The sequence below is a fragment of the Streptomyces sp. KL109B genome (assembly GCF_030766935.1).
In the GTDB taxonomy this organism is placed as follows: domain Bacteria; phylum Actinomycetota; class Actinomycetes; order Streptomycetales; family Streptomycetaceae; genus Streptomyces.
This window is the reverse complement of record NZ_JASERL010000008.1, coordinates 67,314-89,671: the sequence shown is the minus strand read 5'-3', so window position 1 is coordinate 89,671 and position 22,358 is coordinate 67,314. Positions and strand designations below refer to the sequence as shown.

The window sequence follows — 22,358 nt, the reverse complement described above, 5'->3', positions numbered from 1 at the left end:
GATGTCCGCTTGACGCTACGTTGCGTGAAGGTTTCGCCAATTCGGGCATACGACACGGATGTTGCGGGTGTGACATAGGTAACTCGGGGCTGTTTTGTGAAGGCTCGGGCGCAGGTTCCGGTGACGGATCAGCCGCGCGACAGCCGCTTCAGGAGCACCACGGAAGCCACCGGCCGTGCCCCCGCCTTCGCGACGCCGTCCGCGACCTCCCGGTCGGTCGACACGACGATGACGGGCCGCCCCGACGGCTCCGCGCGCACCAGTTGGCGGATCAGCTCGTCCGCCGTCACCCCGGGCTTGGAGAACAGCACCCGCACCCCGCGCGGCGGCGCGAGCAGCACCGGGGCGGCGAGTTCGGCCCCGTCGAAGACGCACGTCACCTCGGCCCCGGACTGCGCCGCGAGCTGCGAGAGGGAGCCGAGCAGCCGCAGCCGCTGCTTCTCCAGGGGCATCTGCGGATACCCGGTCTTCGTGACGTTGTAGCCGTCGACGACGAGGTGCGCCTGCGGCAGCGCCAGCAACTGGTCGAGGATCGCCGGATCGTGCTCGTGCAGCGCGCGCGTCGCGATGTCCTTCGGCGTCATCTTCCCCGGCTCCACGGCGTCCACGGAGTCGGCGGGCCGCGTGGACACCGGCGGCAGCGCCAGCTCCCTGCGCAGCCCCTGAGCCGCGTCCAGGACCGTGTCGAGCAGCAGCCGCACCCGCATGTCCTCGATGCTGCGCCCCTCGCGCGCCGCTCGCCGCGAGGACTCGAGGGCCGCCTCCGCCTCGCCGAGCCGCGACTTGAGCCTGCGGGTCTCGCTCTCCGCGGCCGACACCTGCGCCTGCCCGTCGGCGCGCACCGCGTCGGTCTCGGCCTTCGCCTTGCGGACGGCGGCCTCGCCGCGCTTGACGTCGCTGAGGGCGGCCCGCAGCTTGCGCTCCGCGGCGGCGGACTCGCGCTTGGCGGCGTCCAGCTCCCCGCGCAACCGTTCCGTCTCGGTCTTCGTCTGGGCGCGGGCCTCGGCCAGTTCGGCACGGAGCCGGTCGAGTTCGGCGCGGGTCTCCTCGTCGGCGCGCTCGGCGTCGGCCCGCTGGGCGTCCTCGCCCGCCGCGGCGACGAGCTTCACCCAGCCGACCGGCCGCAGCACGTACGCGGCCGCCGCCACGTCCAGCGGATCGGCGGCGGGCGGCGGGGAGCCGGCCTCAAGGGCGCCGACCAGCTCGGGCTGCGCGTCCCGCAGGCGCTCCCCGATCCGCTGCCGGAACAGCGTGTCGCTCTCCAGGGCCGCGGCCATGGCGTTGCCGGCGAACTTCATCCGGCGGGTCGGGGTGAAGCGGGCATACTGCCGCAATTGCGGCGGCAGTTCGGCCACCGTCAGTCCGCCGAAGCCGTCCGACGCGATCTGCACGACCCGGCGTCGTACGCCTTCGGGCAGCGGACGGTCGAGCACCTCGGCGGCGGCGTCCCGGTCGGGGGACCCGGCCTCTCCGCCCGTGCTCTCCACCATCGTCACCCCAAAGTCGATGTGTGGGGCCGCTCCTCAGGAGTCGGCGCCCGGCCTGTCCACGAGTTCCACCTGATCCACCGCGTTGCACCAACGGCAGCGCACCGACTCGATGGTCTCATTGACCACCTCGCGCTCCTCGACCTTCGGCTCTCCGGCCAGGTCCAGGTGGACGTACTCGACGACCTTCGACGAGCGTGTCACGTCGAAGCGCGTCAGATTGCCGCACAAGGTGCAGCGCCAGCGGGTGGTGGCGGTCGGCAGGGGAACCGTCATCGGGTGGTGCCTTCTTCCGGATGCGTGCGGGTCGGCGTGCGCGTCGCGTGGTGCCGCGTTATTGCCCGTAACCCTACGGCCTGCCGTACGCCGTCCGCTCCCCGCCTTGCGTCATGCTCTGTCCATGATCGGCAATGGGCGCTCCGCGATCGACAGGCTGACCGCATTCCTCAGAGGACACCCGGCTCCGGTCACGTACGGCATCATCACGGTCTGCTGTGTGGTTTTCGTCCTGTCCCCCGCCTCGGGGCTGCACCCCGGCTACGGCACGGGCGACCGGCTGCTCGCCGCGCAGAGCGCCTACTTCGAACGCTGGGGCGTGGTCCCCGACGAGCTGCTGAGCGGATCGCCGCGCGCCCTGCTCACCCCGCTCACGGCGCTGTTCGTGCACGGCAGTTGGCTGCACCTGCTCGGCAACATGCTCTTCCTCTACGTCTTCGGGGCCATGGTCGAGGAACACATGGGCCGCCTTACGTACGCCCTCTTCTATGGGGTCAGCGGCTACCTCGCGCTCTTCGGGTACGCGCTCGCGCACGCCGATTCCGACCAGAGCCTGGTCGGCGCGTCGGGGGCGATCTCCGCCGTCCTCGGCGCGTTCCTCTTCTTGTTCCCCGAAGCGCGCGTCACGAGCCTCTTTCCGTTTCTCTTCTTTCTGCCGCTGCGCTTCCCCGCGTGGGTGGTGCTGCCGTTCTGGGTGGCGCTGCAGTGGGCGGCGGCGGGGCGGGACAGTCAGGGGCCGGGCGTCGCGTATCTGGCGCACCTGGTGGGGTTCTCCGTCGGGTTCCTCTACGCGTGGGCCCGATATCGGGGGCGGGCTAAGGTTGAGGCGAACCCAGCCACGGCCACCGAGGGAGACAGCCAGCCGTGATCACCGCGATCGTGCTCATCAAGACCAGCGTGGACCGGATCCCCGAGATCGCCGAGTCGATCGCGGCCCTGGACAACGTGAGCGAGGTCTTCTCCGTCACCGGCACCTACGACCTGATCGCCATGGTCCGGGTCGCCCGCCACGACGACCTGGCGGACGTCATCCCCGGGAGGATCAGCAAGATCCAGGGCGTCGAGGGCACGGACACGCACGTCGCGTTCCGTACGTACTCGCAGCACGACCTGGAGGCGGCGTTCTCGATCGGCCTGGACGCGTAACACCTGCCGCGCAGGTCCGTATGAAGGTTTCTTCATCCGCGGTTCATCCTGACGCCCTGGTACGCCCCCGAGCCTGGCTGCCATGGCCTTCTCCCACCGCATGGCGGCCCTCGCCGCGGTCGTCGCGATCCCGCTCGGCATCGCGGCGACCAGCTACGCCCTGACCGACAGCCCGGATCCCCCGAAGTCGCCGCCGAAGGTCGAGCTGGAGAGCGGCTCACCCTCGCCGCGCCCGACGCCCAGTGACGAGACGGTGTCCCCGCCACCGGTGAGTGAGAACCCCACGACCGATGACAGCGCAGACGACGACGCGGACGACGGCGGCTCATCCGACTCCTCCGACTCATCCGACTCATCCGACGACGACGGGCCGGGCGGCGACGACGGCTGAGCCCAAGCAGCACCACTGGGTCTCCGCGCGCGTCCGCATCCTGCTGTGGCTGCTCGTCGTGATGACCGTGGCCCTCACCGCGGTCGCCACCACGACCCGCTCGGTGCTGCTCCGCGATGTCGACCACCGCGTGGACCGGCTGCTCGCGCAGGAGACCGGCGAGTTCGCCAACTTCGTGCGCGAGGGCGTCGACCCGCGCACCGGCGAGCGGTTCACCGACCCTGACCCGCTGCTCAATCTGCACCTGGAACGGCAGTACGCCGACCCGGACGAGGAGTTGCTCGGCCTCGTCGACCGGGGCGCGCACCGCACCCCCGCCAAGAAGGAGCAGTCCCGCGAGGTGCGGGTCGGCCACCCGCTGGCCAAGGACCCGGCCGGCCTGCGCGCCGTCTTCGCCTCCCCCGACGCCACCGGCACCCTGGACCGCCCCGGCGGCGTGGTCCGCTGGTCGAAGGTGGAGATCGGGGGCGCGGGTACGGGCGCGGGGCGGCCGGAGGCGGCGTTCGTCGTGGCCTTCCACCCGGAGCGCGAACAGGCCAAGGCGGAGAGCGTGTTCCACATGCTGCTCGCGATCTCCGGGGTGGCGCTGCTCATGACGACGGGCATCGCCTTGCCGGTCGCGGGCCGCATCCTGCGCCCCGTACGCCTCGTGCGTACGACGGCCGCGCAGCTCACCGAGCAGGACCTCACCCAGCGCATCCCGGTGCAGGGCCGCGACGACATCGCGGCGCTCGCCGAGACGTTCAACGGGATGCTGGACCGCCTGGAGCGGGCGTTCGCGGCGCAGCGCGAGTTCGTCGACGACGCCGGCCACGAGCTGCGTACGCCCATCACCATCGTCCGCGGCCACCTTGAGCTGATGGGCGACGATCCGCGCGAGCGCGAGGAGACGGTGCGGATCGTGACGGAGGAGCTGGACCGGATGAGCCGCATCGTCGAGGACCTGCTGCTGCTGGCCAAGGCGGAGCGTCCGGACTTCGTGACGCCGGAGCCGGTGCAGCTCGCGGAGCTGACCGCCGACGTCTTCGTGAAGGCGCGGGCGCTCGGCGAGCGGGACTGGGAGCTGACCGAGGTCGCGGAGGCCGAAGCCGAGTTGGACCCGCAGCGGATCACGCAGGCGATGGTGCAGCTCGCGCAGAACGCGGTGCAGCACACGGTGCCGGGGCAGCGGATAGGGATCGGCTCGCGGGTCGTGCGGGACCGGGTCGTGCGCGAGCGGGACGGGCACGAGCGGGACGGGCGCGAGCGCGTCGAGCTGTACGTCGCCGATGCCGGGCCCGGTGTCACCGACGCGGACGCCGCGGTGATCTTCGAGCGGTTCCGGCGGGGCACGGCGCGGCGCGGCTCGCGGGGCACGGGCGCCGGGCTCGGCCTCGCGATCGTGCGGGCCATCGCTGAGAGCCACGGCGGGCGCGCCGAATTGAGCCGTACGGATGACCGTGGCGCCACCTTCACCCTCGTACTCGACCTCAACCGGACGGAGCCGAAGTGAACCGCATCCTGATCGTCGAGGACGAGGAGCGCATCGCTTCCTTCGTGGAGAAGGGGCTGCGCTCCGGCGGCTTCACGACGACCGTCGTCGGCGACGGCGACGCCGCCCACGACTACGCCCTGACCGGCGGCTTCGACCTCATCGTCCTCGACATCGGGCTGCCGGGCCGGGACGGTTTCACGGTGCTGCGGCAGCTGCGCGAGGCGCGGGTGACGACCCCGGTCATCGTGCTGACCGCGCGGGACTCCGTGCGGGACACGGTGGCGGGTCTGGAGGGCGGCGCCGACGACTGGATGACCAAGCCGTTCCGCTTCGAGGAGTTGCTGGCGCGGGTCCGGCTGCGGCTGCGTACCGCCTCCGGCACGCCTGAGGTGACGATGCTCGGCAGCGGGGATCTGACGCTCGACCTTCGGACGCGTCGGGCGCGCGCCGAGGGGCGGACCGTCGACCTGACGGCCCGTGAGTTCGTGCTCTTGGAGCTGTTCCTGCGCCACCCCGGGCAGGTCCTCTCGCGCGAGCAGATCCTGTCCCACGTGTGGGGGTACGACTTCGATCCCGGGTCCAACATCGTGGACGTGTACGTGCGGGCGCTGAGGAAGAAGTTGGGCGCGCGGCATGTGGAGACGGTGCGGGGGGTGGGGTATCGGTTGCGGGAGTGAGGCTTGCGGTCGCGGGACTCTGCCCCGGGCCCCGCCGGCTCTCGTCCAAAGGCGGGGCTTGACCGGGTGAACTTCCTTTCATTTGGGGCTCATTGGAGGCTCACGGCGGCCCACCACGCTGAACCGCGTGACCCTGAATCTCCGCACCGCCGCGACCCTCTGCGTCGCCCTCAGCATCTGCGCGCTGCTCGTGGTCCCCGGCAACTTCCCCGCCCTGACCGGCGACGCCCGTCTCACGCTCGCCGTGTTCGCCCTGGCGACCTGCGCGTGGATCGGCACGGCGATCGACGACACGTACATAGCCCTCGGCGCGGGCCTCGCCCTCACGGCGACGGGCGTGATCAGCAGCGACACCCTCTTCAGCACCCTCGGCGACGAAACGGTGTGGCTGCTGATCTGCGCGTTCGTGCTGGCGGCGGCCGTGGCGCGCACCGGGCTCGCGGGGCGGGCGGCGGCGTTCCTGGTGAGCGGGGCGCGCAGCGTACGGCAGTTGACGCATCTGACGACGGCCGCGCTCGTCGTCACCGCCTTCGCGGTACCCGCCACCTCGGGGCGCGCGGCGCTCGCGCTGCCCGTGTTCCTGGCCCTTGCGAAGGCGCTGTCCGACCGGCGCCGCCTCGTCGTGATGCTGGCGCTGCTCTTTCCCACGGTCATCCTGCTCTCCGCCGTCGCGACGCTGATCGGGGCGGGCGCGCACCTCATCACGGTGTCCGTGCTGTGGGAGTCGACCGGCGAACGGATCGGCTTCACGCAGTGGCTGCTGCTCGGCCTGCCGCTCGCCGTCGCCACCTCCCACCTCGCGGCGGAGGCCGTGCTGTTGACGACGACGCGGCGCGCGGACCGGGCAGGGCCCGTGCGGATCACGATGGACGACCTCCAGGAGCACAGCGAGAAGCCGGTGACCGGGCCGTGGGAACCCGCCGAGACCCGCTGCGCCCTGCTGCTGGCCACGGTCGTCGCCCTGTGGTGCAGTGAGCCGCTCCACCAAGTGCCGCCCGCCGTCGTCGCGTTGATCGGCGCCGTGGTCGCGGCCTCCCCGGCCCTGGGCACCGTACGGCTGAAGGACGCGCTCGGTACCGTGCCGTGGTCGCTGCTGCTGTTCATGGCGGCGACGATGGCGATGGGCGTCGCGCTCGCCGAGTCGGGGGCGGCGAAATGGCTGGTCGGCGGGGTTCCCCTCGACCTGCCGCCGTGGCTGTTCCTCGCCGTGGTGATCGCGGTGAGCACGGCCGCCCACCTGGTCCTCCAGTCCCGCTCGGCCCGCTCCTCCGTCCTCGTGCCCCTGGTCGTGGCGGCGGCCGTCGGAGCGGGCGTCAACCCGGTCGCCGCCGCCCTCGCCTCCACCGCCGCGGCGGGCTTCTGCCACACGCTGCCCGCGTCCGCGAAGCCGGTGACGTTGTTCGCCGAGATACCGGGCACCCCCACCTACACCCCGCGCGACCTGCTGCGCCTGTCCGCCGTGCTTGCCCCGCTGACGGCCGCCGCCGTCCTGCTGTGCGCGCTCACCCTGTGGCCGCTGCTCGGCGTGCCCGTCCGCTGAACCGTCGAACTCACCCTGGAGTCCATGATGTTGACCCGTTTCGCCATCGCCCCCAGCGGCTTCAAGGAGTCCCTGTCCGCGGGCGCCGCCGCCGAGGCCATCGCCGCGGGCGTACGCCGCGTGGTGCCGGCCGCGGAGACCGACCTCATCCCCCTCGTGGACGGCGGCGAGGGCACGGCCCGCGCGCTGGCGGCGCAGGCCGGGGGCCGCCTCGTCGCCCTGCCCGCGACAGGGCCGACCGGCGAACGCGTCGGCACCCACTTCGCGCTGCTGCCCGACGGCACGGCGGTCGTCGAGATGGCGGCCGTCGCCGGGCTCTCCCTCGTCCCGCGCGAGCTGCGCGACCCGGCGGCCACGACGACGTACGGCGTCGGCGAACTGATCCGCGCGGCCCTCGACGCGGGCGCCCGGCGCATCCTGGTGGGCTGCGGCGACTCCGGTACGTCGGACGGGGGCGCGGGCGCGCTCCAGGCCCTCGGCGCCCGCCTTCTCGACGCGTACGGCCTGGAACTCCCGCTGGGAGGAAGGGAGTTGATGCACCTGGACCGGATCGACCCGAGCGGCCTCGACCCCCGCCTGAAGGACACCGAGATCCGGGTGGCGTGCAATCCGTTCAACGTACTGTGCGGCGAGCGCGGCGTCGCCCGCGTCTTCGGCCCGCAGAAGGGGGCGACGCCGACGCAGGTCGAGCAGTTGGCGGCGGGCCTGGAGCACTGGGCGCACGTCCTGACGCGCGACCTGACGCGCGACCTGATGCGCGACCTGGATGTGCGTACCGACCTGTTCACCGGCCCCGGCACCGGCGCCTCCGGCGGACTCGGCGCGGGCCTCGCCGCGCTCGGCGCCCGGCTCTTGCCCCGCTTCGACGTCCTCCTCGACCACCTCGACCTGGACGCCCGCCTGGCCCGCGCCGACCTCGTCGTCACCGCCGAGGGCGCCCTCGACCACCAGACGCCGCGCGGCAAGGTCCCCGCCGAAGTGGCCCGCCGCGCCAAGCGGTTCGGCCGCCCGGTCCTCGCCCTCGCGGGCACCATCGGCGACGGCGCGCACACGGTGACGGCGACCGGGGTCGACGCCTACAGCTCGATCCTGCCCGCCCCTGTGACGCTCGCGGAGGCGCTCGGCCGGGGCGGCGAGTTCCTCACGGACGCCACGGAGCGGGCCCTACGGATGATCGTGCTCGGCAGCCGGCTCGGGCCGGGGGATCAGGCGTTGGTGGTGTCCGGCACGCAACGGCCGTCCTCGGTGCGGTAGTTCCAGCGCGCACCGTCCCGGACGAGCTCCGTCACGGCGGCCACGAACCGCTCCACGTGCTCGTCCGGCGTCCCGGCGCCGAAGCTGACCCGGATCGCGTTGAGGGACTTCTCGCCCGGCGCCGCCTCCGGCGCCCCGCACTCGCCCTGCTGCTGCGGGTCCGAGCCGAGCAGCGTGCGCACCAGCGGGTGGGCGCAGAACAGTCCGTCGCGGACCCCGATGCCGTACTCGGCGGAGAGCGCGGCGGCGAAGTGCGAGGAGTTCCACCCGTCGACGACGAACGACAGGACGCCCACGCGCGGCGCGTCGTCCCCGAACAGGGAGAGCACCTTCACCTCGGGCACCTCGGCGAGCCCCTCCTGGACCTTGCGGATCAGGTACTGCTCGCGGGCGACGAGGTTGTCGAACCCGGCCTCGGTGAGCGCCTTGCAGGCGGAGGCGATGGAGTACACGCCGATGACGTTCGGCGAACCGGCCTCGTGCCGGGCGGCCGTCTCGTGCCACTGCACGTCGACCCCGCCGTCGACGCGCCGCGCGACCTTCTTGGAGGCGCCGCCACCGGCGAGGTACGGCTCGGCCTCCGTCAGCCAGTCGGAGCGGCCCGCGAGCACTCCCGAGCCGAAGGGCGCGTACAGCTTGTGCCCGCTGAACGCGACCCAGTCGACGTCCAAGTCCTGTACGGAGACGGGGTGATGGGGCGCGAGCTGCGCGGCGTCGAGCACGATGCGGGCACCGTGCGCGTGAGCGGCCGCCGCGAGCTCGCGCACCGGCCAGAGCTCACCGGTCACGTTGGAGGCACCGGTGACGCAGACGAGGGCGGGTCCGTACGGGTCGCGCTCGGCGAGGGCGCGCTCCAGCGTGTCGACGGCCTCGCCGGGCGTACGCGGCGCGTTCAGGTACGTGACGCGGGCGTCCCGCCACGGCAGCAGCGAGGCGTGGTGCTCGGTCTCGTAGACGAACACCTGGCAGTCGGCGGGCAGCGCGGCGGCGAGCAGGTTCAGCGAGTCGGTGGTGGAGCGGGTGAAGACGACCTGGTCGCCCTCCCGGCAGCCGAGGAACTCGGCGACGGCGGCCCGCGAGTTCTCGAACAGGTCGGTGGACAGCTGCGACAGGTACCCGGCGCCGCGGTGCACGCTGCCGTAGTACGGCGCGTAGGCGGCCACGTCGTCCCACACGCGCTGCAGGGCGGGCGCGCTGGCCGCGTAGTCGAGCGCGGCGTAGGTGACCTCTCCCCCGGTGACGAGCGGCACGGTGACGTCCCGGCCGAGGACGGCGAGCGGAGCGATGGTGTCAGTACAGGCGGCGGCGTCGACGGAAACAGACATGGGTGAACTCCCTGGCGCGGTAAGCGAATTGACCATGCCGGAGCGCCGCGCGGCGCGGGCTCTACGACACGGAAAGAAAGATGAAACGGGTACGCGGAGGCGGGGCCGAAACGCCCTATCGCATTCGCTTGCTCACGAGACTGCTCCCTCGAGGACCAGGACCCCAAGGTGGCGCAGGGGTCCGCGCTTGCCACACGCCTTGCTGCGTACGGCCTGGTCTTCACCCAGGGCACCCCGCCACGGACGGAGGGTTGCCGGACAGCGGGCTGGGGCCTCGGTCGCTGTCACTCATGACCTTGAAAAGCATCCTGCCACACGTCCCGGATACGGCAAGGCGCAGTCCGGAATCTGGACTGCGCCCTACGTCACACCGTCGTGTGCTCAGCGGTTGCTGGCCGCCACCCACCGCTCCAACGCCGCCTTCGCCGCGCCGGAGTCGATCGACTCGGCGGCCCGGTCCATGCCGGCCCTGATCTGCTCGACGAGCGTGCCCTCGCCCGGCCGCACGGCGACCAGCGCCGCCGCCGAGTTCAGCAGCACCGCGTCCCGCACGGGCCCCTGTTCGCCGTCGAGGAGGCGCCGGGCGACCTCCGCGTTGAACCCGGGGTCGCCGCCGCGCAGCGCCTCGATGGGCACGATGCCGATGCCGACGTCGCGCGGGTCGAAGGACTCCTCGCGCACGGCGCCGTCCCGTACGACCCACACCCGCGAGGTGCCGGTGGTGGTCAGCTCGTCGAGCCCGTCGTCGCCGCGGAACACCAGGGAGGAGTTGCCGCGCTCGGCGAAGACCCCGGCGACGATGGGCGCCATCCGGGCGTCGGCGACACCGACGGCCTGCGCGTGCACCTTGGCCGGGTTGGTGAGCGGGCCGAGGAGGTTGAACACGGTGCGGATGCCGAGCTGTCCGCGCGCGGCGCCCGCGTAGCGCAGCGCCGGGTGGAACTTTATGGCGAAGCAGAACGTGATGCCCGCTTCCTCGGCGACCTCCGGCACCCGCTTCGGCGACAGGTCGAGGTTGACGCCCAGCTTCTCCAGTACGTCGGAGGAGCCCGAGGCCGAGGAGGCGGCGCGGTTGCCGTGCTTGACGACCTTGGCGCCCGCACCCGCGACGACGATCGCGGACATCGTGGAGATGTTGACCGTCTTGGCGCCGTCGCCGCCGGTGCCGACGATGTCGACGGTCTCGCCGGGCACCTCGATGACATTGGCGTGCTCGTACATGCCGCGTACGAGTCCGGAGATCTCCTGCACCGTCTCGCCCTTGGCGCGCAGCGCGACCGCGAACCCGGCGATCTGCGCGTCGGTGGCCTCGCCGCGCATGATCCGGTCCATCGCCCACGCGGTGTCGTCGGCGCTCTGGTCGCGGCCTTCGAGCAGGCCGTTCAGGACGGCGGGCCAGGAACGGCCCGCCGCGGTGTCGCCTCCAGCGGGGTTCAAAGCGCTCATGGCCGCTCCTGTGTGCATGTGTAAGTGAATGAGATGAGGAAGTCAGAGGTGCAGCCCCACCCTATCCAGGTATGGGAACCGCAAAGAGCCCCCGTCCAGGCACTGGACGAGGGCTCCCGCTGTGGCTTACAGCAACGGATCAGTCAGGGATCAGTGGTGGCCGTGGCCGCTGGTGATCTCCTTGTACTCCTCCGCGGTCGGCTTCGGGATCTGGTTGTTCTCCCCGTAGTAACCGCGCGAGAGCTTGGCCCGCAGCTTCTGCGAGCGCGAGACCTTCCGCTCGACACCGTTCTCGTCGACCGTCGCACCGATCTCGGCCGGCTGGTACTGCTCGTGGGCCGTGAGCGTGTGCAGGGCCTCCTGGTCCAGCGGCTCGTGCACCTCGATGAACTCACCGTGCGGCAGGCGCTTGATGATGCCGGACTCGCGTCCGTGCAGCACCTTGTCCTTGTCGCGGCGCTGGAGGCCGAGGCAGATCCGCTTGGTCACGATGAACACGAGGACCGGCAGGACGAAGAACGCGACGCGCACGAACCACGTGATGGCGTTGATCGACAGGTGGAAGTGCGTGGCCCACAGGTCGTTGCCGCCACCGATCATCAGCACGAAGTACCAGGAGATCCACGCGGCACCGAACGCGGTACGCGTCGGCACGTTGCGCGGCCGGTCCAGGATGTGGTGCTCGCGCTTGTCGCCGGTGACCCAGGACTCGATGAACGGGTAGAGCGCGATCACGACGAGGACCAGCGGGAAGACGATCACCAGTGGGATGGCCACGCCCAGGACGAGCGTATGACCCCAGAAGTCGATCTCCCAGCCCGGCATGACACGGATCAGGCCCTCGGAGAAGCCCATGTACCAGTCCGGCTGAGCACCGGTGGACACCTGGTCCGGCCGGTACGGGCCGATCGCCCAGATCGGGTTGATCGAGGCGATCGCGGCGACCACCGCGATGACACCGAAGACCAGGAAGAAGAAGCCTCCCGCCTTGGCCATGTAGACCGGCAGCAGCGGCATGCCGACGACGTTCTTGTTGGTCTTTCCGGCACCCGGGAACTGCGTGTGCTTGTGGTAGAAGACCAGGATCAGGTGCGCCGCCATCAGGCCGAGCATGATGCCCGGCAACAGCAGGATGTGGATCGAGTAGAACCGCGCGACGAAGTCGCCGCCGGGGAACTCGCCGCCGAACAGGAAGAACGACATGTACGTGCCGACGACCGGCACGGACAGGATCGCGCCCTCCATGAAGCGGACACCGGTACCGGAGAGCAGGTCGTCCGGGAGCGAGTAACCGGTGAAGCCGGTGAACATGCCCAGGACGAACAGCAGGAAGCCGAAGACCCAGTTGACCTCACGCGGCTTGCGGAACGCACCCGTGAAGAACACGCGCATCATGTGCACGAACATGCCGGCGAGGAAGATCAGCGCGGCCCAGTGGTGGATCTGCCGGATCAGCAGACCACCGCGCACATCGAAGGAGATGTGCATGGTCGAGTTGAACGCCTCGGACATCAGCTGTCCCTGCAGCGGGACGTAGCTGCCGTGGTACTCCACCTCGTTCATCGACGGGTGGAAGAACAGCGTCAGATACACACCCGTGAGGATGATGATGATGAAGCTGTACATGCAGATCTCGCCGAGCATGAAGGACCAGTGGTCCGGAAAGATCTTGCGCATGTTGGACTTGGCCAGGGAGTAGATCCCCAGACGTCCGTCGGCCCAGTCGGCGACTCGCTCACCGGCCGGTGCCTTCTCGCGCTCAGGCGCGTCGTTCGTGGTCGTAGTACTCATCCGCGCTCCCAGAAGGCAGGACCGACGGGCTCAGCGAATTCGCTCAGCGCCTCGAGGTGACCCTCTTCGTTGACGCCGATGCGCAGCTGCGGCAGCGCGTGACCGGCAGGACCGAAGATCACCCGGGCGCCGTCGGAGAGGTCGAAGGTGGACTGGTGGCAGGGGCACAGAGCGTGGTGCGTCTGCTGCTCGTACAGGGAGATCGGGCAACCGACGTGGGTGCAGATCTTCGAGTAGGCCACGATGCCCTCGTGGGACCACTCGAGTTCCTGCTTGTCCTTGATGTTGTCCGGCTGGATCCGGACGAGCATCAGGGCGTCCTTGGCGATCTTCGTCTGGAATTCCTCGTCGTGCTCCTCCAGGCCCTCGGGCTTGGCGAAGGTGAGCGAGCCGACCGCGATGTCCGAAGGACGCAGCGGCTCGTTCGTGTTCATGTTGACGAGGGTCAGACCCTTCTTCCACGAGGTCGTACGCAGCTTCTTCTCGGGCAGCGGCCCGAGGTCACGAAGCAGTACGACGCCGGAGAGCGGCACCAGGGCCAGCGCGCCGAACATCGTGTTGCGGATCAGCTTGCGGCGGCCGAACTGCGACTCGCGGGCACCGTCGGCGAAGTCCTGCATGACCTTCGCCTTGACGTCCGGCTCGGCCTCGATCGGGTGCCGCTCCTGGACGACCTCCTCGTCGGACATCAGGGTGCGGGCCCAGTGGACCGCGCCCGCGCCGATGCAGAACAGCGCCACACCCAGGGTCACGCCGAGCGCGAAGTTGAGCGCGCTGATGTGTCCGAGCGGGAAGACGTAGATGCTCTTGTCGACGTCGATGGTGACGTACGAGGCGATGAAGGCGATGGTGGCCAGCATCGAGATCGTGAACAGCAGGGCCACCGTGCGCTCGGACCGCTTGGCGGCCCGCTCGTCGATGTCCTGGATCCGGTGCTCGTGGGGCGGCAGACCCGGGTCGGCGAAGGGCTCGTCCTTCACCGCGACCGAGCCGTGCTCCGCGCCCTCGTCGGTGGCCCGCTCTTCGGGCAGGTTCTCTTCTGGAATGTCTTGGCTACTCATGACTTCTTGGCCTTTGCGGTCCGAGCGGCAACCCAGATGGCGACGGCGATCAGACCACCGAGCCCGAAGATCCAGGCGAACAGGCCCTCACTGACCGGGCCGAGCCCGCCCAGCTTGAGGCCACCGGGGCTCTGGGTGTCGTCACCGTTGACCGCGTCGAGGTACGCGATGATGTCCTTCTTGTTCTGCTTGGTCATCGTCGTGTCCGGGAACGACGGCATGTTCTGCGGGCCGGTCTGCATGGCCTCGTAGATGTGCTTCGGGGCGACGCCCTCGAGGCTCGGTGCGAACTTGCCGTGCGTCAGCGCGCCACCCTCACCGGTGAAGTTGTGGCACTGGGCGCAGTTGGTGCGGAACAGCTCGCCACCCTTGGCGACGTCCGCGCCGGAGGCGCTGTAGTCCTTCTCGGTCGGCGCGACCGGACCGGCACCCAGCGAGGCGATGTACGCCGCGAGCTGGTCGATCTCGGCCTGCGAGTAGATGACCTTCTTCTTCGGGACCTGAGCGCCCGGCTGCTGGGCCGGCATACGGCCGGTGCCGACCTGGAAGTCAACGGCGGCGGAGCCGACGCCCACCAGGCTCGGACCGTCGGAGGTGCCCTGACCGCCGGTTCCGTGGCAGCTCGCGCAGCCGACGGAATAGAGCTTCTTGCCCTCGTCAATGGCGAGGGACTGGGAGGTTGCATCGGCCTGCGCCTTGTCCGCCGGCGCGAACGCGGCGTACAGCCCCCCGGTGGCCGCCAGCGCGAGGAGTAGGACGACGACCGCCGCCAGCGGATGGCGTCGTCGTGCGGAGAGCTTTTTCACGGATTACCCCGGTGTCAGGATCTTCTGCGTCGGTGCTTCTGGAAGGTGTCGGGTACTACGCCCGATGCTGTGATCTTCGAACTACTTGATCAGGTAGATCGTGGCGAAGAGGCCGATCCAGACGACGTCGACGAAGTGCCAGTAATAGGACACGACGATGGCGGCGGTCGCCTGCTGGTGGGTGAACCTCCTGGCCGCGTACGTCCTGCCGAGGACGAACAGGAAGGCGATGAGGCCGCCTGTCACGTGCATGCCGTGGAAGCCGGTGGTCAGGTAGAACACCGAGCCGTACGGGTCGGAGGAGAGCGAGAGCCCATCCTTCTTGACCAGCTCGGTGTACTCGAAGACCTGACCGCCGATGAAGATCGCACCCATGATGAAGGTGACGATGAACCACGCCCGGAGCTTCTTCACGTCGCCACGCTCGGCGGCGAACACACCCATCTGGCAGGTAAGGGAAGAAAGCACCAGGATCGTGGTGTTCGTCGCGGAGAACGGAAGGTTCAGCGCATGCGCCATTTCCTTCCAGTGATCCGGTCCGGTCACCGATCGCAGGGTGAAGTACATCGCGAAGAGGGCCGCGAAGAACATCAGCTCGGAACTCAGCCAGATGATGGTTCCGACGCTGGTGAGGTTCGGTCGATTGACCGACGGGTGCGCGTGCCCGGTTTCTACTGTCGTTGCTGTCGCCACGACCGACATTATGTCGGTCGCTTATCTCGCCCTCACTCCGGGGGGTGCCGTTCGGAGTGTCTGGGTGGTGTGTCCAGCCCATATGGCCCATCGGAGCCGTGCGCGAACCGGTGTTGACGGGGTGTCGGGAGGAGTAGGCTCCGCGACACGGATCACCGTACGACGCCCTTAAGACGCCGATGTCTTCGGAGGAACGATGCAGTCGACCGCGACGGTTCTGGTCTACAGCGACGACGCCAACACGCGCGAGCAGGTGCGCCTCGCGACCGGCCGGCGGCCCGCGTCCGACGTCCCCGAGGTGCAATTCGTCGAATGCGCCACCCTGCCGGCCGTCCTCAAGGAGCTGGACCGGGGCGGCATCGACGTGTGCGTCCTGGACGGCGAGGCCGTTCCCGCGGGCGGCATGGGCGTGTGCCGGCAGATCAAGGACGAGATCTTCCGCTGCCCGCCGGTGCTCCTCCTGATCGGCCGCCCGCAGGACGCCTGGCTCGCGACGTGGAGCCGAGCGGAGGCCGCTGTGACGCTCCCTGTGGAGCCCGTGGAGTTCGCCGAGGCCCTCGCCTCCCTGCTGCGCTCCCGGCTCGCCGTGGGCGCCTGAGACGCCTCGTACGCATCGCAAGCCCCGTACGCACGACTCCCGTACGCCGTCCGGAGTACGGGAGTCGGGGTCGGGAGTCGGCAGGATCACACCGGTGATCCTGCCGAGCGGTCTCAGGTCTCGGGGCTGAGCCGCGCCTGGAGGGCCGGGTCGGGCTTGCTCTTGGCCTCCTTGGTGAGGGCGCTGCCCGCCTTCCACTTCTTCCAGTCGACGTTCCAGTCGCCGAACCCGTTGCCGAACGGGTCCATGTCGGCGCCGTAGCTGTTGATGACCTTCACGATGTCGCCCTGGCGCACGGTGTCGTAGAACCAGGCGGCGTTGTTCGTGCTCATGCCGGTGCAGCCGTGGCTGACGTTCGCGGAGCCCTGCGAACCGACGGACCAGGGCGCGGCGTGCACGTACTCGCCGCTCCAGGTGACGCGGGTCGCGTAGTAGACCGGCAGGTTGTACGAGTCCGACGAGCCCTCGGCGATGCCGATCGTCTCGCCGCGCATCCGTACGAAGTACTCCTTGCCGAGCACCACCTTGACGCCGTTTCGGGTCTCGTAGCCCGCCTTGCCGGTGGTGACCGGCATGGAGTTGACCGCCTCGCCGTTGCGGTAGACCGTCATGGAGTGGGCGCCGGCGTCGGTGACGGCCACGATGCGGTCGCCCGTGGTGATGGTCAGCGGCTTGGACCTGCCGCCCCACATCCGGTCGCCGACCTTCACGCCCTCCAGCTTGCTGGTGGCCGTGATCTTCGCGTGGGTGGGCCAGTAGGACTTGGGCCGGTAGTGCAGCTCCGTGCTGTCCACCCAGTACCAGGAGCCCTTCACGGCGGGCTTGGAGTCGACCTGGAGGGAACGCTCCACCAGCGCGCGGGACTTCTCGTCCCTGACGGGCTTGTTGAGTTCGGCGGTGAGCGGCTGGCCCACGCCGTACTCGCCCGCCTGCGGGCCGAAGGTGACCTTGAGCGGCTTGCTCTTTCCGGGGCTTCCGGTGTCGAAGTCGAGGACCTTGCGGCCGGGCTCGCCGTCCTCGTCCTCGGTGCTCACATGGACCGTGTAGCGGGTGTCTGCGGTCAGCGGGGCGGTCGTGTGCCACCGGGTGCCGTCGGCGGAGAGTTCGCCCGCGACAAAGCGGCCCATGGCGTCCTGGGCGGTGACGTCGGTGATGCGGGCCTCTTCGCCCTGGGCGGTGATCTCCAGCGGCTTGTCGGGGTCGGCCTTCTTGCTGCCGCCCGCGGGCCCGTTGAAGGAGATCTGGCCCGCCGCGTCGTACGGCGCGGCGGAGAGCGGGTGGCCGGAGCTGCCGCACGCCACCGTGCCCGCACCGAGTGCGGCCACCAGCAGGGTGCAGCCCAGAACCGTACGGATACGCGGTGAGTGGTCGTTCATGACCTCACCGTATGAAGGAACGTCAGGTCCAGCGCGGCGAGTGAGCCGCACGGGGCAACCCCGGTCACGCCGAAGGGCCCGGACGCTCCATCAGGAGTGTCCGGGCCCTTCGGCTACGGGAGTTCAGCGCCAGGTGCTACTGGTTCTGGTTCTCGCCGCGGTAGTACTCGAAGACCCAGCCCCACAGGCCGAACAGAATGATCGGGGCCGAGAAGTACAGCAGCCACCAGCCGATGGCCACGGCCAGGAACGCGAGCGCGCCACCGACCGCAAGGGAGAGCGGCTGCCAGGAGTGCGGGCTGAAGAAGCCCACCTCGCCGGCGTCGTCCGCGACGTCGGCCTCCTTGTTGTCCTGGGCACCGGTGTCGACACGCCGGGCCGTGAAGGCCAGGTAGTAGCCGATCATGATGCACAGGCCGAACGACAGGAAGAGTGCCGTGGTGCCGACCGGCTCCTTCGACCACACGCCGTAGACACCGGCCATGATCAGGATGAAGAGGCTCAGCCAGAGGAACATCTTGCCTTGGACCTTCACTTGCCGGCCTCCTTAGCAAGCGCCTTGTCGCCGTGTCCGGCGTTGTCCAGCTGGTCCAGCGCGGCGATCTCCGGGTGGTGGAGGTCGAAGGCCGGGGATTCCGAGCGAATGCGCGGCAGCGTGAGGAAGTTGTGCCGCGGCGGCGGGCAGGACGTCGCCCACTCGAGCGAACGGCCGTAGCCCCACGGGTCGTCGACCTCGACCTTCTTGCCGTACTTGGCGGTCTTCCAGACGTTGTAGAAGAACGGCAGGATCGACAGGCCGAGCAGGAACGAGGAGATCGTCGAGATCGTGTTCAGCGCGGTGAAGCCGTCGGCCGCGAGGTAGTCCGCGTAACGACGCGGCATGCCCTCGACGCCCAGCCAGTGCTGCACCAGGAACGTGCCGTGGAAGCCGATGAACAGCGTCCAGAAGGTGATCTTGCCGAGCCGCTCGTCGAGCATCTTGCCGGTCATCTTCGGCCACCAGAAGTGGAATCCGGCGAACATCGCGAAGACGACGGTGCCGAACACCACGTAGTGGAAGTGCGCCACCACGAAGTACGAGTCCGAGATGTGGAAGTCCAGCGGCGGCGCGGCCAGGATGACGCCGGTCAGACCACCGAAGGTGAAGGTGATCAGGAAGCCGATCGCCCAGAGCATCGGTGTCTCGAAGGACAGCGAGCCCTTCCACATCGTTCCGATCCAGTTGAAGAACTTCACGCCTGTTGGCACGGCGATCAGGAACGTCATGAAGGAGAAGAACGGGAGTAGCACGCCGCCGGTGACGTACATGTGGTGCGCCCACACGGTCACGGACAGACCGGCAATGGCGATCGTCGCGCCGATGAGGCCGGAGTAACCGAACATCGGCTTGCGCGAGAAGACCGGGATGACCTCGGAAATGATTCCGAAGAATGGCAGGGCGATGATGTACACCTCTGGGTGTCCGAAGAACCAGAAGAGGTGTTGCCATAGCAATGCGCCGCCATTACTGGCGTCGAATACATGGGCACCGAATTTGCGGTCCGCCTCCAGGGCGAACAGCGCGGCGGCCAGGACCGGGAAGGCGAGCAGGACCAGCACACCGGTCAGCAGCACGTTCCACACGAAGATCGGCATACGGAACATCGTCATGCCGGGAGCGCGCATGCAGATGATCGTGGTGATGAAGTTGACCGAGCCGAGGATCGTGCCGAAGCCGGAGAAGGCCAGACCCATGATCCACATGTCGGCGCCGATGCCCGGCGAGCGGACCGCGTCCGACAGCGGGCTGTAGGCGAACCAGCCGAAGTCGGCGGCGCCCTGCGGGGTGAGGAAGCCACCCACCGCGATCAGCGAGCCGAACAGGTACAGCCAGTAGGCGAACATGTTCAGTCGCGGGAACGCGACGTCGGGGGCACCGATCTGGAGCGGCATGATCCAGTTCGCGAAGCCGGAGAACAGCGGCGTCGCGAACATCAGGAGCATGATCGTGCCGTGCATCGTGAACGCCTGGTTGAACTGCTCGTTCGACATGATCTGCGTGCCGGGACGGGCCAGTTCGGCGCGCATGAAGAGCGCCATGACGCCGCCGATGCAGAAGAAGGCGAACGACGTGACCAGGTAGAGCGTGCCGATCGTCTTGTGGTCAGTGGTGGTCAGCCACTTGATCACCGTCGCGCCGGGGCGCTTGGGCCGGGCCGGCAGCTCGTTCTCGTACGAGTCGCTTGCTGCCGCGGCACCCTGAGGTTCGTTGAGGATGCTCACGTTGTCTTCGTCTCCCGGTTCTTCTCGTGGTCCGTCTGGGCGATGCCAGCCGGGACGTAACCGGTCTGCCCCTTCTTCGCGAGGTCCTTGAGGTGCTGCTGGTAACGCTCAGGAGAGACGACCTTCACGTTGAACAGCATCCGGGAGTGGTCGACGCCGCAGAGCTCGGCGCACTTGCCCAGGAAGGTCCCCTCCTTGTTGGGGGTCACCTCGAAGGAGTTGGTGTGGCCCGGAATGACGTCCTGCTTCATCAGGAACGGCACCACCCAGAAGGAGTGGATGACGTCACGCGAAGTCAGAACGAAGCGGACCTTCTCGCCCTTGGGGAGCCAGAGGGTCGGGCCGGGGTTGTTGGTCTGCGGGTTCCGCTCACCAGGCGTACCGACCTCGTAGACACCGCCGGCGTTCGCCGGGAAGTCGTCCTTGAAGCGCTTCGGGATAGCCGAGAGCTCCTTGGAGGTCTTGGCGTCACCGTCGACACCCGGCACGTTCTCGACGTAGTTGAAGCCCCAGCTCCACTGGTAGCCGACCACGTTGACAGTGTGCGCGGGCTTGTCGTCGAGCTTCAGAAGCTTCGACTCGTCGCGCGCGGTGAAGTAGAAGAGGACCGAGACGACGATCAGCGGAACGATCGTGTACAGCGCCTCGAGCGGCATGTTGTACCGCGTCTGAGTGGGAACCTCGATCTTGGTGCGGCTGCGCCGGTGGAAGATGACACTCCACAGGATCAGACCCCACACCAGCACGCCCGTGGCGAGCGCTGCCGCCCACGAGCCCTGCCAGAGGGAGAGGATCCGAGGGGCCTCCTCGGTCACCGGGGTGGGCATACCAAGACGAGGGAAGTCCTTGTATGTGCAACCGGTAGCGGTTACCAGGATCAGGCCCGCAGTCAGCACCTGCGGCAGCTTCCGCCGCATCGGGCGCCGCGACGAGCGGTCGGAGCCGTTGGGACTCACGTAGCGCCTTCCCGAGAGTCTCGCCCGCGCTCTTTGGTTGGCTACGGCCGCCATCTCGCTGGTCGCTCGCCGCCCTGGCACACGGGCAGGGGTTTGGATGTTTATGCGGACCAAACCCTACTGGACGCTATTTGGGGTTGCGCGGGGAGGGTGCCTAACGCGCCGCGGGTCACTCCGAAGGGTGGGATCGGGCCGTGTTTGGGGGTTTCTGACGGTGGGTCGGGGTGGGGGATGCCCTGGGCGAGCCGGGTGCGGTTGTCGGCGGGTGGCGGTTGGGCGTGGTTGGGGTGCGCGGTTCCTCGCGCCCCTGGAGCCGCCTTCTTCCTCGGCCCCCTTAGCGTTGCGGTGTGGCCTACTTCGACTCGGCGTCCTCCGCTCCCCTGCACCCCGTTGCCCGGCAGGCTTTGCAGGCCTCGCTCGATGAGGGGTGGGCCGATCCGTCGCGGTTGTATCGGGAAGGGCGGCGGGCGCGGTTGTTGTTGGACGCGGCGCGGGAGGCGGCTGCCGAGGCCGTGGGGTGCCGGGTCGACGAGCTGGTGTTCACCTCGTCCGGGACGCGGGCCGTGCACGACGGCGTGGCGGGGGCGCTTGCCGGGCGGCGGCGCGCCGGGAGTCACCTGGTCGTGTCGGCCGTCGAACATTCGGCCGTACTCCATTCGGCCGCGGCCCACGAAACGGCCGGTGGGTCGGTGACCCGGGTCCCGGTGGGGCGTGAAGGGCGGGTTCCGGTCGAGGGCTTCCGTGACGCGCTGCGCGAGGACACCGCGCTCGCGTGTCTGCAGTCCGCCAACCACGAGGTGGGGAGCGAGCAGCCGGTCGTCGAAGCCGCCGAGGCGTGTCGCGCCGCCGGGGTGCCGTTGTTCGTGGATGGCGCGCAGTCCTTGGCGTGGGGGCCGGTGGCGGGTGACTGGTCGTTGCTCGCCGGGAGCGCGCACAAATGGGGCGGGCCCGCGGGGGTCGGGCTGCTCGTCGTAAAGAAGGGGACGCGGTTCGCGCCGCAAGGGCCCTCCGACGAGCGGGAGTCGGGGCGGGCCGCCGGGTTCGAGAACATTCCGGGCATTGTGGCCGCCGCCGCGTCACTGCGGGCCGTGCGGGCCGAGGCCGCCGGGGAGGCGGCGCGGCTCAGGGAGTTGACGGAGCGGATCCGGGCGCGGGTGCCCGAGCTGCTGCCGGACGTGGAAGTCGTCGGCGATCCGGTGCGCAGGCTGCCGCACCTGGTGACGTTCTCTTGTCTGTACGTGGACGGGGAGAGCCTGTTGCACGGGCTCGACCGGGCCGGATTCTCCGTGTCGTCCGGATCGTCCTGTACGAGCAGCACGTTGACGCCGAGCCATGTGCTGCGCGCCATGGGTGTGGTGAGCGAGGGGAACGTGCGGGTCTCGCTGCCGCTTGGCACGGAGGCCTCGGAGGTCGAGCGGTTCCTTGATGTGCTGCCGGGGGTGGTGCGGGAAGTGCGGGAGAAGCTGGGTGCGCCGGTCGCCGGGGCCGAGGGGTCGGAGAAGTCGGAGGAGTCGGTGACCGTCGACGCGCTGGGCATGACGTGTCCTCAGCCGGTCATCGAACTCGGCAGGGCCATCGGCCGCGTACGGATCGGCGGCACCGTGTCCGTCCTCGCCGACGACGAGGTGGCCGCGGTCGACATCCCCGCCTGGTGCTTCACCCAGGGCCATGAATACGTAGGGGCAGAGCCGCGTGAATCGGGCGGCTGCGTCTATACGGTCCGGCGGAGTCTTTAGGGGCGCGGGGAACTGCGCGAACGCAACCACAAAGAGGACCGCGGCCGCGCCGCTCAGCATAAG

21 protein-coding genes and 1 riboswitch are annotated in these 22,358 nt (G+C 69.4%); of the genes, 9 read left to right on the top strand and 12 right to left on the bottom strand.

The window, feature by feature from the left end; translation table 11 throughout:
• Window positions 1-128 precede the first annotated feature (128 nt).
• On the bottom strand, window positions 129-1,490 hold the full coding sequence (locus RBJ65_RS26055) for an NYN domain-containing protein (RefSeq protein ID WP_306321325.1): 1,362 nt from the start codon (window positions 1,488-1,490) through the stop codon (window positions 129-131).
• Between the two features lie 33 nt (window positions 1,491-1,523).
• On the bottom strand, window positions 1,524-1,763 hold the full coding sequence (locus RBJ65_RS26050; RefSeq protein WP_266954405.1) for a hypothetical protein: 240 nt from the start codon (window positions 1,761-1,763) through the stop codon (window positions 1,524-1,526).
• A gap of 124 nt (window positions 1,764-1,887) precedes the next feature.
• On the opposite strand from RBJ65_RS26050, the gene RBJ65_RS26045 reads away from it, so the two are divergent.
• From RBJ65_RS26045 to RBJ65_RS26015, 7 genes are all read left to right on the top strand, one after another.
• Window positions 1,888-2,631, top strand: coding sequence for a rhomboid family intramembrane serine protease (locus tag RBJ65_RS26045; RefSeq protein ID WP_306321326.1), 744 nt, complete (start codon window positions 1,888-1,890; stop codon window positions 2,629-2,631).
• Window positions 2,628-2,909: an Lrp/AsnC family transcriptional regulator gene (locus tag RBJ65_RS26040; protein WP_306321327.1), complete on the top strand. Its 282-nt coding sequence runs from the start codon at window positions 2,628-2,630 to the stop codon at window positions 2,907-2,909. The genes RBJ65_RS26045 and RBJ65_RS26040 overlap by 4 nt, the downstream gene beginning before the upstream one ends.
• 82 nt (window positions 2,910-2,991) lie before the next feature.
• A complete protein-coding gene (locus RBJ65_RS26035; RefSeq protein WP_306321328.1) occupies window positions 2,992-3,300 on the top strand; it encodes a small secreted hydrophilic protein in 309 nt (102 codons plus the stop codon).
• Window positions 3,200-4,792 (top strand): cell wall metabolism sensor histidine kinase WalK, encoded by a 1,593-nt coding sequence (locus RBJ65_RS26030; RefSeq protein WP_306321329.1) that lies wholly within the window; start codon window positions 3,200-3,202, stop codon window positions 4,790-4,792. Before RBJ65_RS26035 ends, RBJ65_RS26030 begins: the two co-directional genes overlap by 101 nt.
• The gene (locus RBJ65_RS26025) at window positions 4,789-5,451 is read left to right on the top strand and encodes a response regulator transcription factor (protein ID WP_306321330.1); all 663 of its coding nucleotides are present in this window, start codon (window positions 4,789-4,791) and stop codon (window positions 5,449-5,451) included. The genes RBJ65_RS26030 and RBJ65_RS26025 overlap by 4 nt, the downstream gene beginning before the upstream one ends.
• A gap of 127 nt (window positions 5,452-5,578) precedes the next feature.
• Complete coding sequence (locus tag RBJ65_RS26020) at window positions 5,579-6,991, top strand: SLC13 family permease (protein WP_306321331.1); 1,413 nt, start codon at window positions 5,579-5,581, stop codon at window positions 6,989-6,991.
• A 27-nt stretch (window positions 6,992-7,018) separates the two neighbouring features.
• Entirely contained in the window at window positions 7,019-8,245 is a 1,227-nt protein-coding gene (locus RBJ65_RS26015; protein WP_306321384.1) for a glycerate kinase, read from the top strand.
• Here RBJ65_RS26015 and RBJ65_RS26010 read toward each other — a convergent pair.
• The 6 genes from RBJ65_RS26010 to RBJ65_RS25985 all read right to left on the bottom strand — a co-directional run bounded on the left by RBJ65_RS26010 (window position 8,197) and on the right by RBJ65_RS25985 (window position 15,376).
• Window positions 8,197-9,570 carry an aminotransferase class V-fold PLP-dependent enzyme gene (locus tag RBJ65_RS26010; protein WP_306321332.1) on the bottom strand — a complete coding sequence of 458 codons (1,374 nt, stop codon included), beginning with the start codon at window positions 9,568-9,570 and terminating at the stop codon, window positions 8,197-8,199. The two genes, RBJ65_RS26015 and RBJ65_RS26010, sit on opposite strands and share 49 nt — an antisense overlap.
• 178 nt (window positions 9,571-9,748) lie before the next feature.
• A riboswitch (SAM riboswitch) is annotated at window positions 9,749-9,866 on the bottom strand.
• 85 nt (window positions 9,867-9,951) lie between these two features.
• Window positions 9,952-11,016 carry an anthranilate phosphoribosyltransferase gene (trpD, locus tag RBJ65_RS26005; RefSeq protein ID WP_306321333.1) on the bottom strand — a complete coding sequence of 355 codons (1,065 nt, stop codon included), beginning with the start codon at window positions 11,014-11,016 and terminating at the stop codon, window positions 9,952-9,954.
• Between the two features lie 150 nt (window positions 11,017-11,166).
• Window positions 11,167-12,807 (bottom strand): ubiquinol-cytochrome c reductase cytochrome b subunit, encoded by a 1,641-nt coding sequence (locus RBJ65_RS26000; RefSeq protein ID WP_306321334.1) that lies wholly within the window; start codon window positions 12,805-12,807, stop codon window positions 11,167-11,169.
• Entirely contained in the window at window positions 12,804-13,868 is a 1,065-nt protein-coding gene (locus RBJ65_RS25995; protein ID WP_306321335.1) for a ubiquinol-cytochrome c reductase iron-sulfur subunit, read from the bottom strand. Before RBJ65_RS25995 ends, RBJ65_RS26000 begins: the two co-directional genes overlap by 4 nt.
• Window positions 13,865-14,674 carry a c-type cytochrome gene (locus RBJ65_RS25990; protein WP_306321336.1) on the bottom strand — a complete coding sequence of 270 codons (810 nt, stop codon included), beginning with the start codon at window positions 14,672-14,674 and terminating at the stop codon, window positions 13,865-13,867. The genes RBJ65_RS25995 and RBJ65_RS25990 overlap by 4 nt, the downstream gene beginning before the upstream one ends.
• 81 nt (window positions 14,675-14,755) lie before the next feature.
• The gene (locus tag RBJ65_RS25985; protein WP_306321337.1) at window positions 14,756-15,376 is read right to left on the bottom strand and encodes a heme-copper oxidase subunit III; all 621 of its coding nucleotides are present in this window, start codon (window positions 15,374-15,376) and stop codon (window positions 14,756-14,758) included.
• 187 nt (window positions 15,377-15,563) lie between these two features.
• Here RBJ65_RS25985 and RBJ65_RS25980 point away from each other — a divergent pair, with 187 nt between their 5' ends.
• Window positions 15,564-15,965: a hypothetical protein gene (locus tag RBJ65_RS25980; RefSeq protein WP_306321338.1), complete on the top strand. Its 402-nt coding sequence runs from the start codon at window positions 15,564-15,566 to the stop codon at window positions 15,963-15,965.
• 113 nt (window positions 15,966-16,078) lie between these two features.
• On the opposite strand, the gene RBJ65_RS25975 is transcribed toward RBJ65_RS25980, so the two are convergent.
• The 4 genes from RBJ65_RS25975 to coxB all read right to left on the bottom strand — a co-directional run bounded on the left by RBJ65_RS25975 (window position 16,079) and on the right by coxB (window position 20,559).
• Entirely contained in the window at window positions 16,079-17,341 is a 1,263-nt protein-coding gene (locus tag RBJ65_RS25975; protein WP_306321339.1) for an Ig-like domain-containing protein, read from the bottom strand.
• 136 nt (window positions 17,342-17,477) lie between these two features.
• Window positions 17,478-17,876, bottom strand: coding sequence for a cytochrome c oxidase subunit 4 (locus RBJ65_RS25970; protein WP_306321340.1), 399 nt, complete (start codon window positions 17,874-17,876; stop codon window positions 17,478-17,480).
• Window positions 17,873-19,603, bottom strand: a complete 1,731-nt coding sequence (gene ctaD / locus RBJ65_RS25965) for a cytochrome c oxidase subunit I (protein WP_306321341.1) — start codon at window positions 19,601-19,603, stop codon at window positions 17,873-17,875. The genes RBJ65_RS25970 and ctaD overlap by 4 nt, the downstream gene beginning before the upstream one ends.
• The gene (coxB, locus tag RBJ65_RS25960) at window positions 19,600-20,559 is read right to left on the bottom strand and encodes a cytochrome c oxidase subunit II (RefSeq protein ID WP_306321342.1); all 960 of its coding nucleotides are present in this window, start codon (window positions 20,557-20,559) and stop codon (window positions 19,600-19,602) included. The genes ctaD and coxB overlap by 4 nt, the downstream gene beginning before the upstream one ends.
• A gap of 347 nt (window positions 20,560-20,906) precedes the next feature.
• On the opposite strand from coxB, the gene RBJ65_RS25955 reads away from it, so the two are divergent.
• Window positions 20,907-22,295 carry a cysteine desulfurase/sulfurtransferase TusA family protein gene (locus RBJ65_RS25955; RefSeq protein ID WP_306321343.1) on the top strand — a complete coding sequence of 463 codons (1,389 nt, stop codon included), beginning with the start codon at window positions 20,907-20,909 and terminating at the stop codon, window positions 22,293-22,295.
• Window positions 22,296-22,358: the final 63 nt, after the last annotated feature.

What these genes read in the sequence shown, in the direction of transcription:
- RBJ65_RS26055 (WP_306321325.1), bottom strand. Translation starts at nt 1,490, where the DNA reads ATGGTGGAGAGCACGGGCGGAGAGGCCGGGTCCCCCGACCGGGACGCC.
- RBJ65_RS26050 (WP_266954405.1), bottom strand. Translation starts at nt 1,763, where the DNA reads ATGACGGTTCCCCTGCCGACCGCCACCACCCGCTGGCGCTGCACCTTG.
- RBJ65_RS26045 (WP_306321326.1), top strand. Translation starts at nt 1,888, where the DNA reads ATGATCGGCAATGGGCGCTCCGCGATCGACAGGCTGACCGCATTCCTC.
- RBJ65_RS26035 (WP_306321328.1), top strand. Translation starts at nt 2,992, where the DNA reads ATGGCCTTCTCCCACCGCATGGCGGCCCTCGCCGCGGTCGTCGCGATC.
- RBJ65_RS26030 (WP_306321329.1), top strand. Translation starts at nt 3,200, where the DNA reads ATGACAGCGCAGACGACGACGCGGACGACGGCGGCTCATCCGACTCCT.
- RBJ65_RS26015 (WP_306321384.1), top strand. Translation starts at nt 7,019, where the DNA reads ATGTTGACCCGTTTCGCCATCGCCCCCAGCGGCTTCAAGGAGTCCCTG.
- RBJ65_RS26010 (WP_306321332.1), bottom strand. Translation starts at nt 9,570, where the DNA reads ATGTCTGTTTCCGTCGACGCCGCCGCCTGTACTGACACCATCGCTCCG.
- trpD (WP_306321333.1), bottom strand. Translation starts at nt 11,016, where the DNA reads ATGAGCGCTTTGAACCCCGCTGGAGGCGACACCGCGGCGGGCCGTTCC.
- RBJ65_RS26000 (WP_306321334.1), bottom strand. Translation starts at nt 12,807, where the DNA reads ATGAGTACTACGACCACGAACGACGCGCCTGAGCGCGAGAAGGCACCG.
- RBJ65_RS25995 (WP_306321335.1), bottom strand. Translation starts at nt 13,868, where the DNA reads ATGAGTAGCCAAGACATTCCAGAAGAGAACCTGCCCGAAGAGCGGGCC.
- RBJ65_RS25985 (WP_306321337.1), bottom strand. Translation starts at nt 15,376, where the DNA reads ATGTCGGTCGTGGCGACAGCAACGACAGTAGAAACCGGGCACGCGCAC.
- RBJ65_RS25980 (WP_306321338.1), top strand. Translation starts at nt 15,564, where the DNA reads ATGCAGTCGACCGCGACGGTTCTGGTCTACAGCGACGACGCCAACACG.
- RBJ65_RS25975 (WP_306321339.1), bottom strand. Translation starts at nt 17,341, where the DNA reads ATGAACGACCACTCACCGCGTATCCGTACGGTTCTGGGCTGCACCCTG.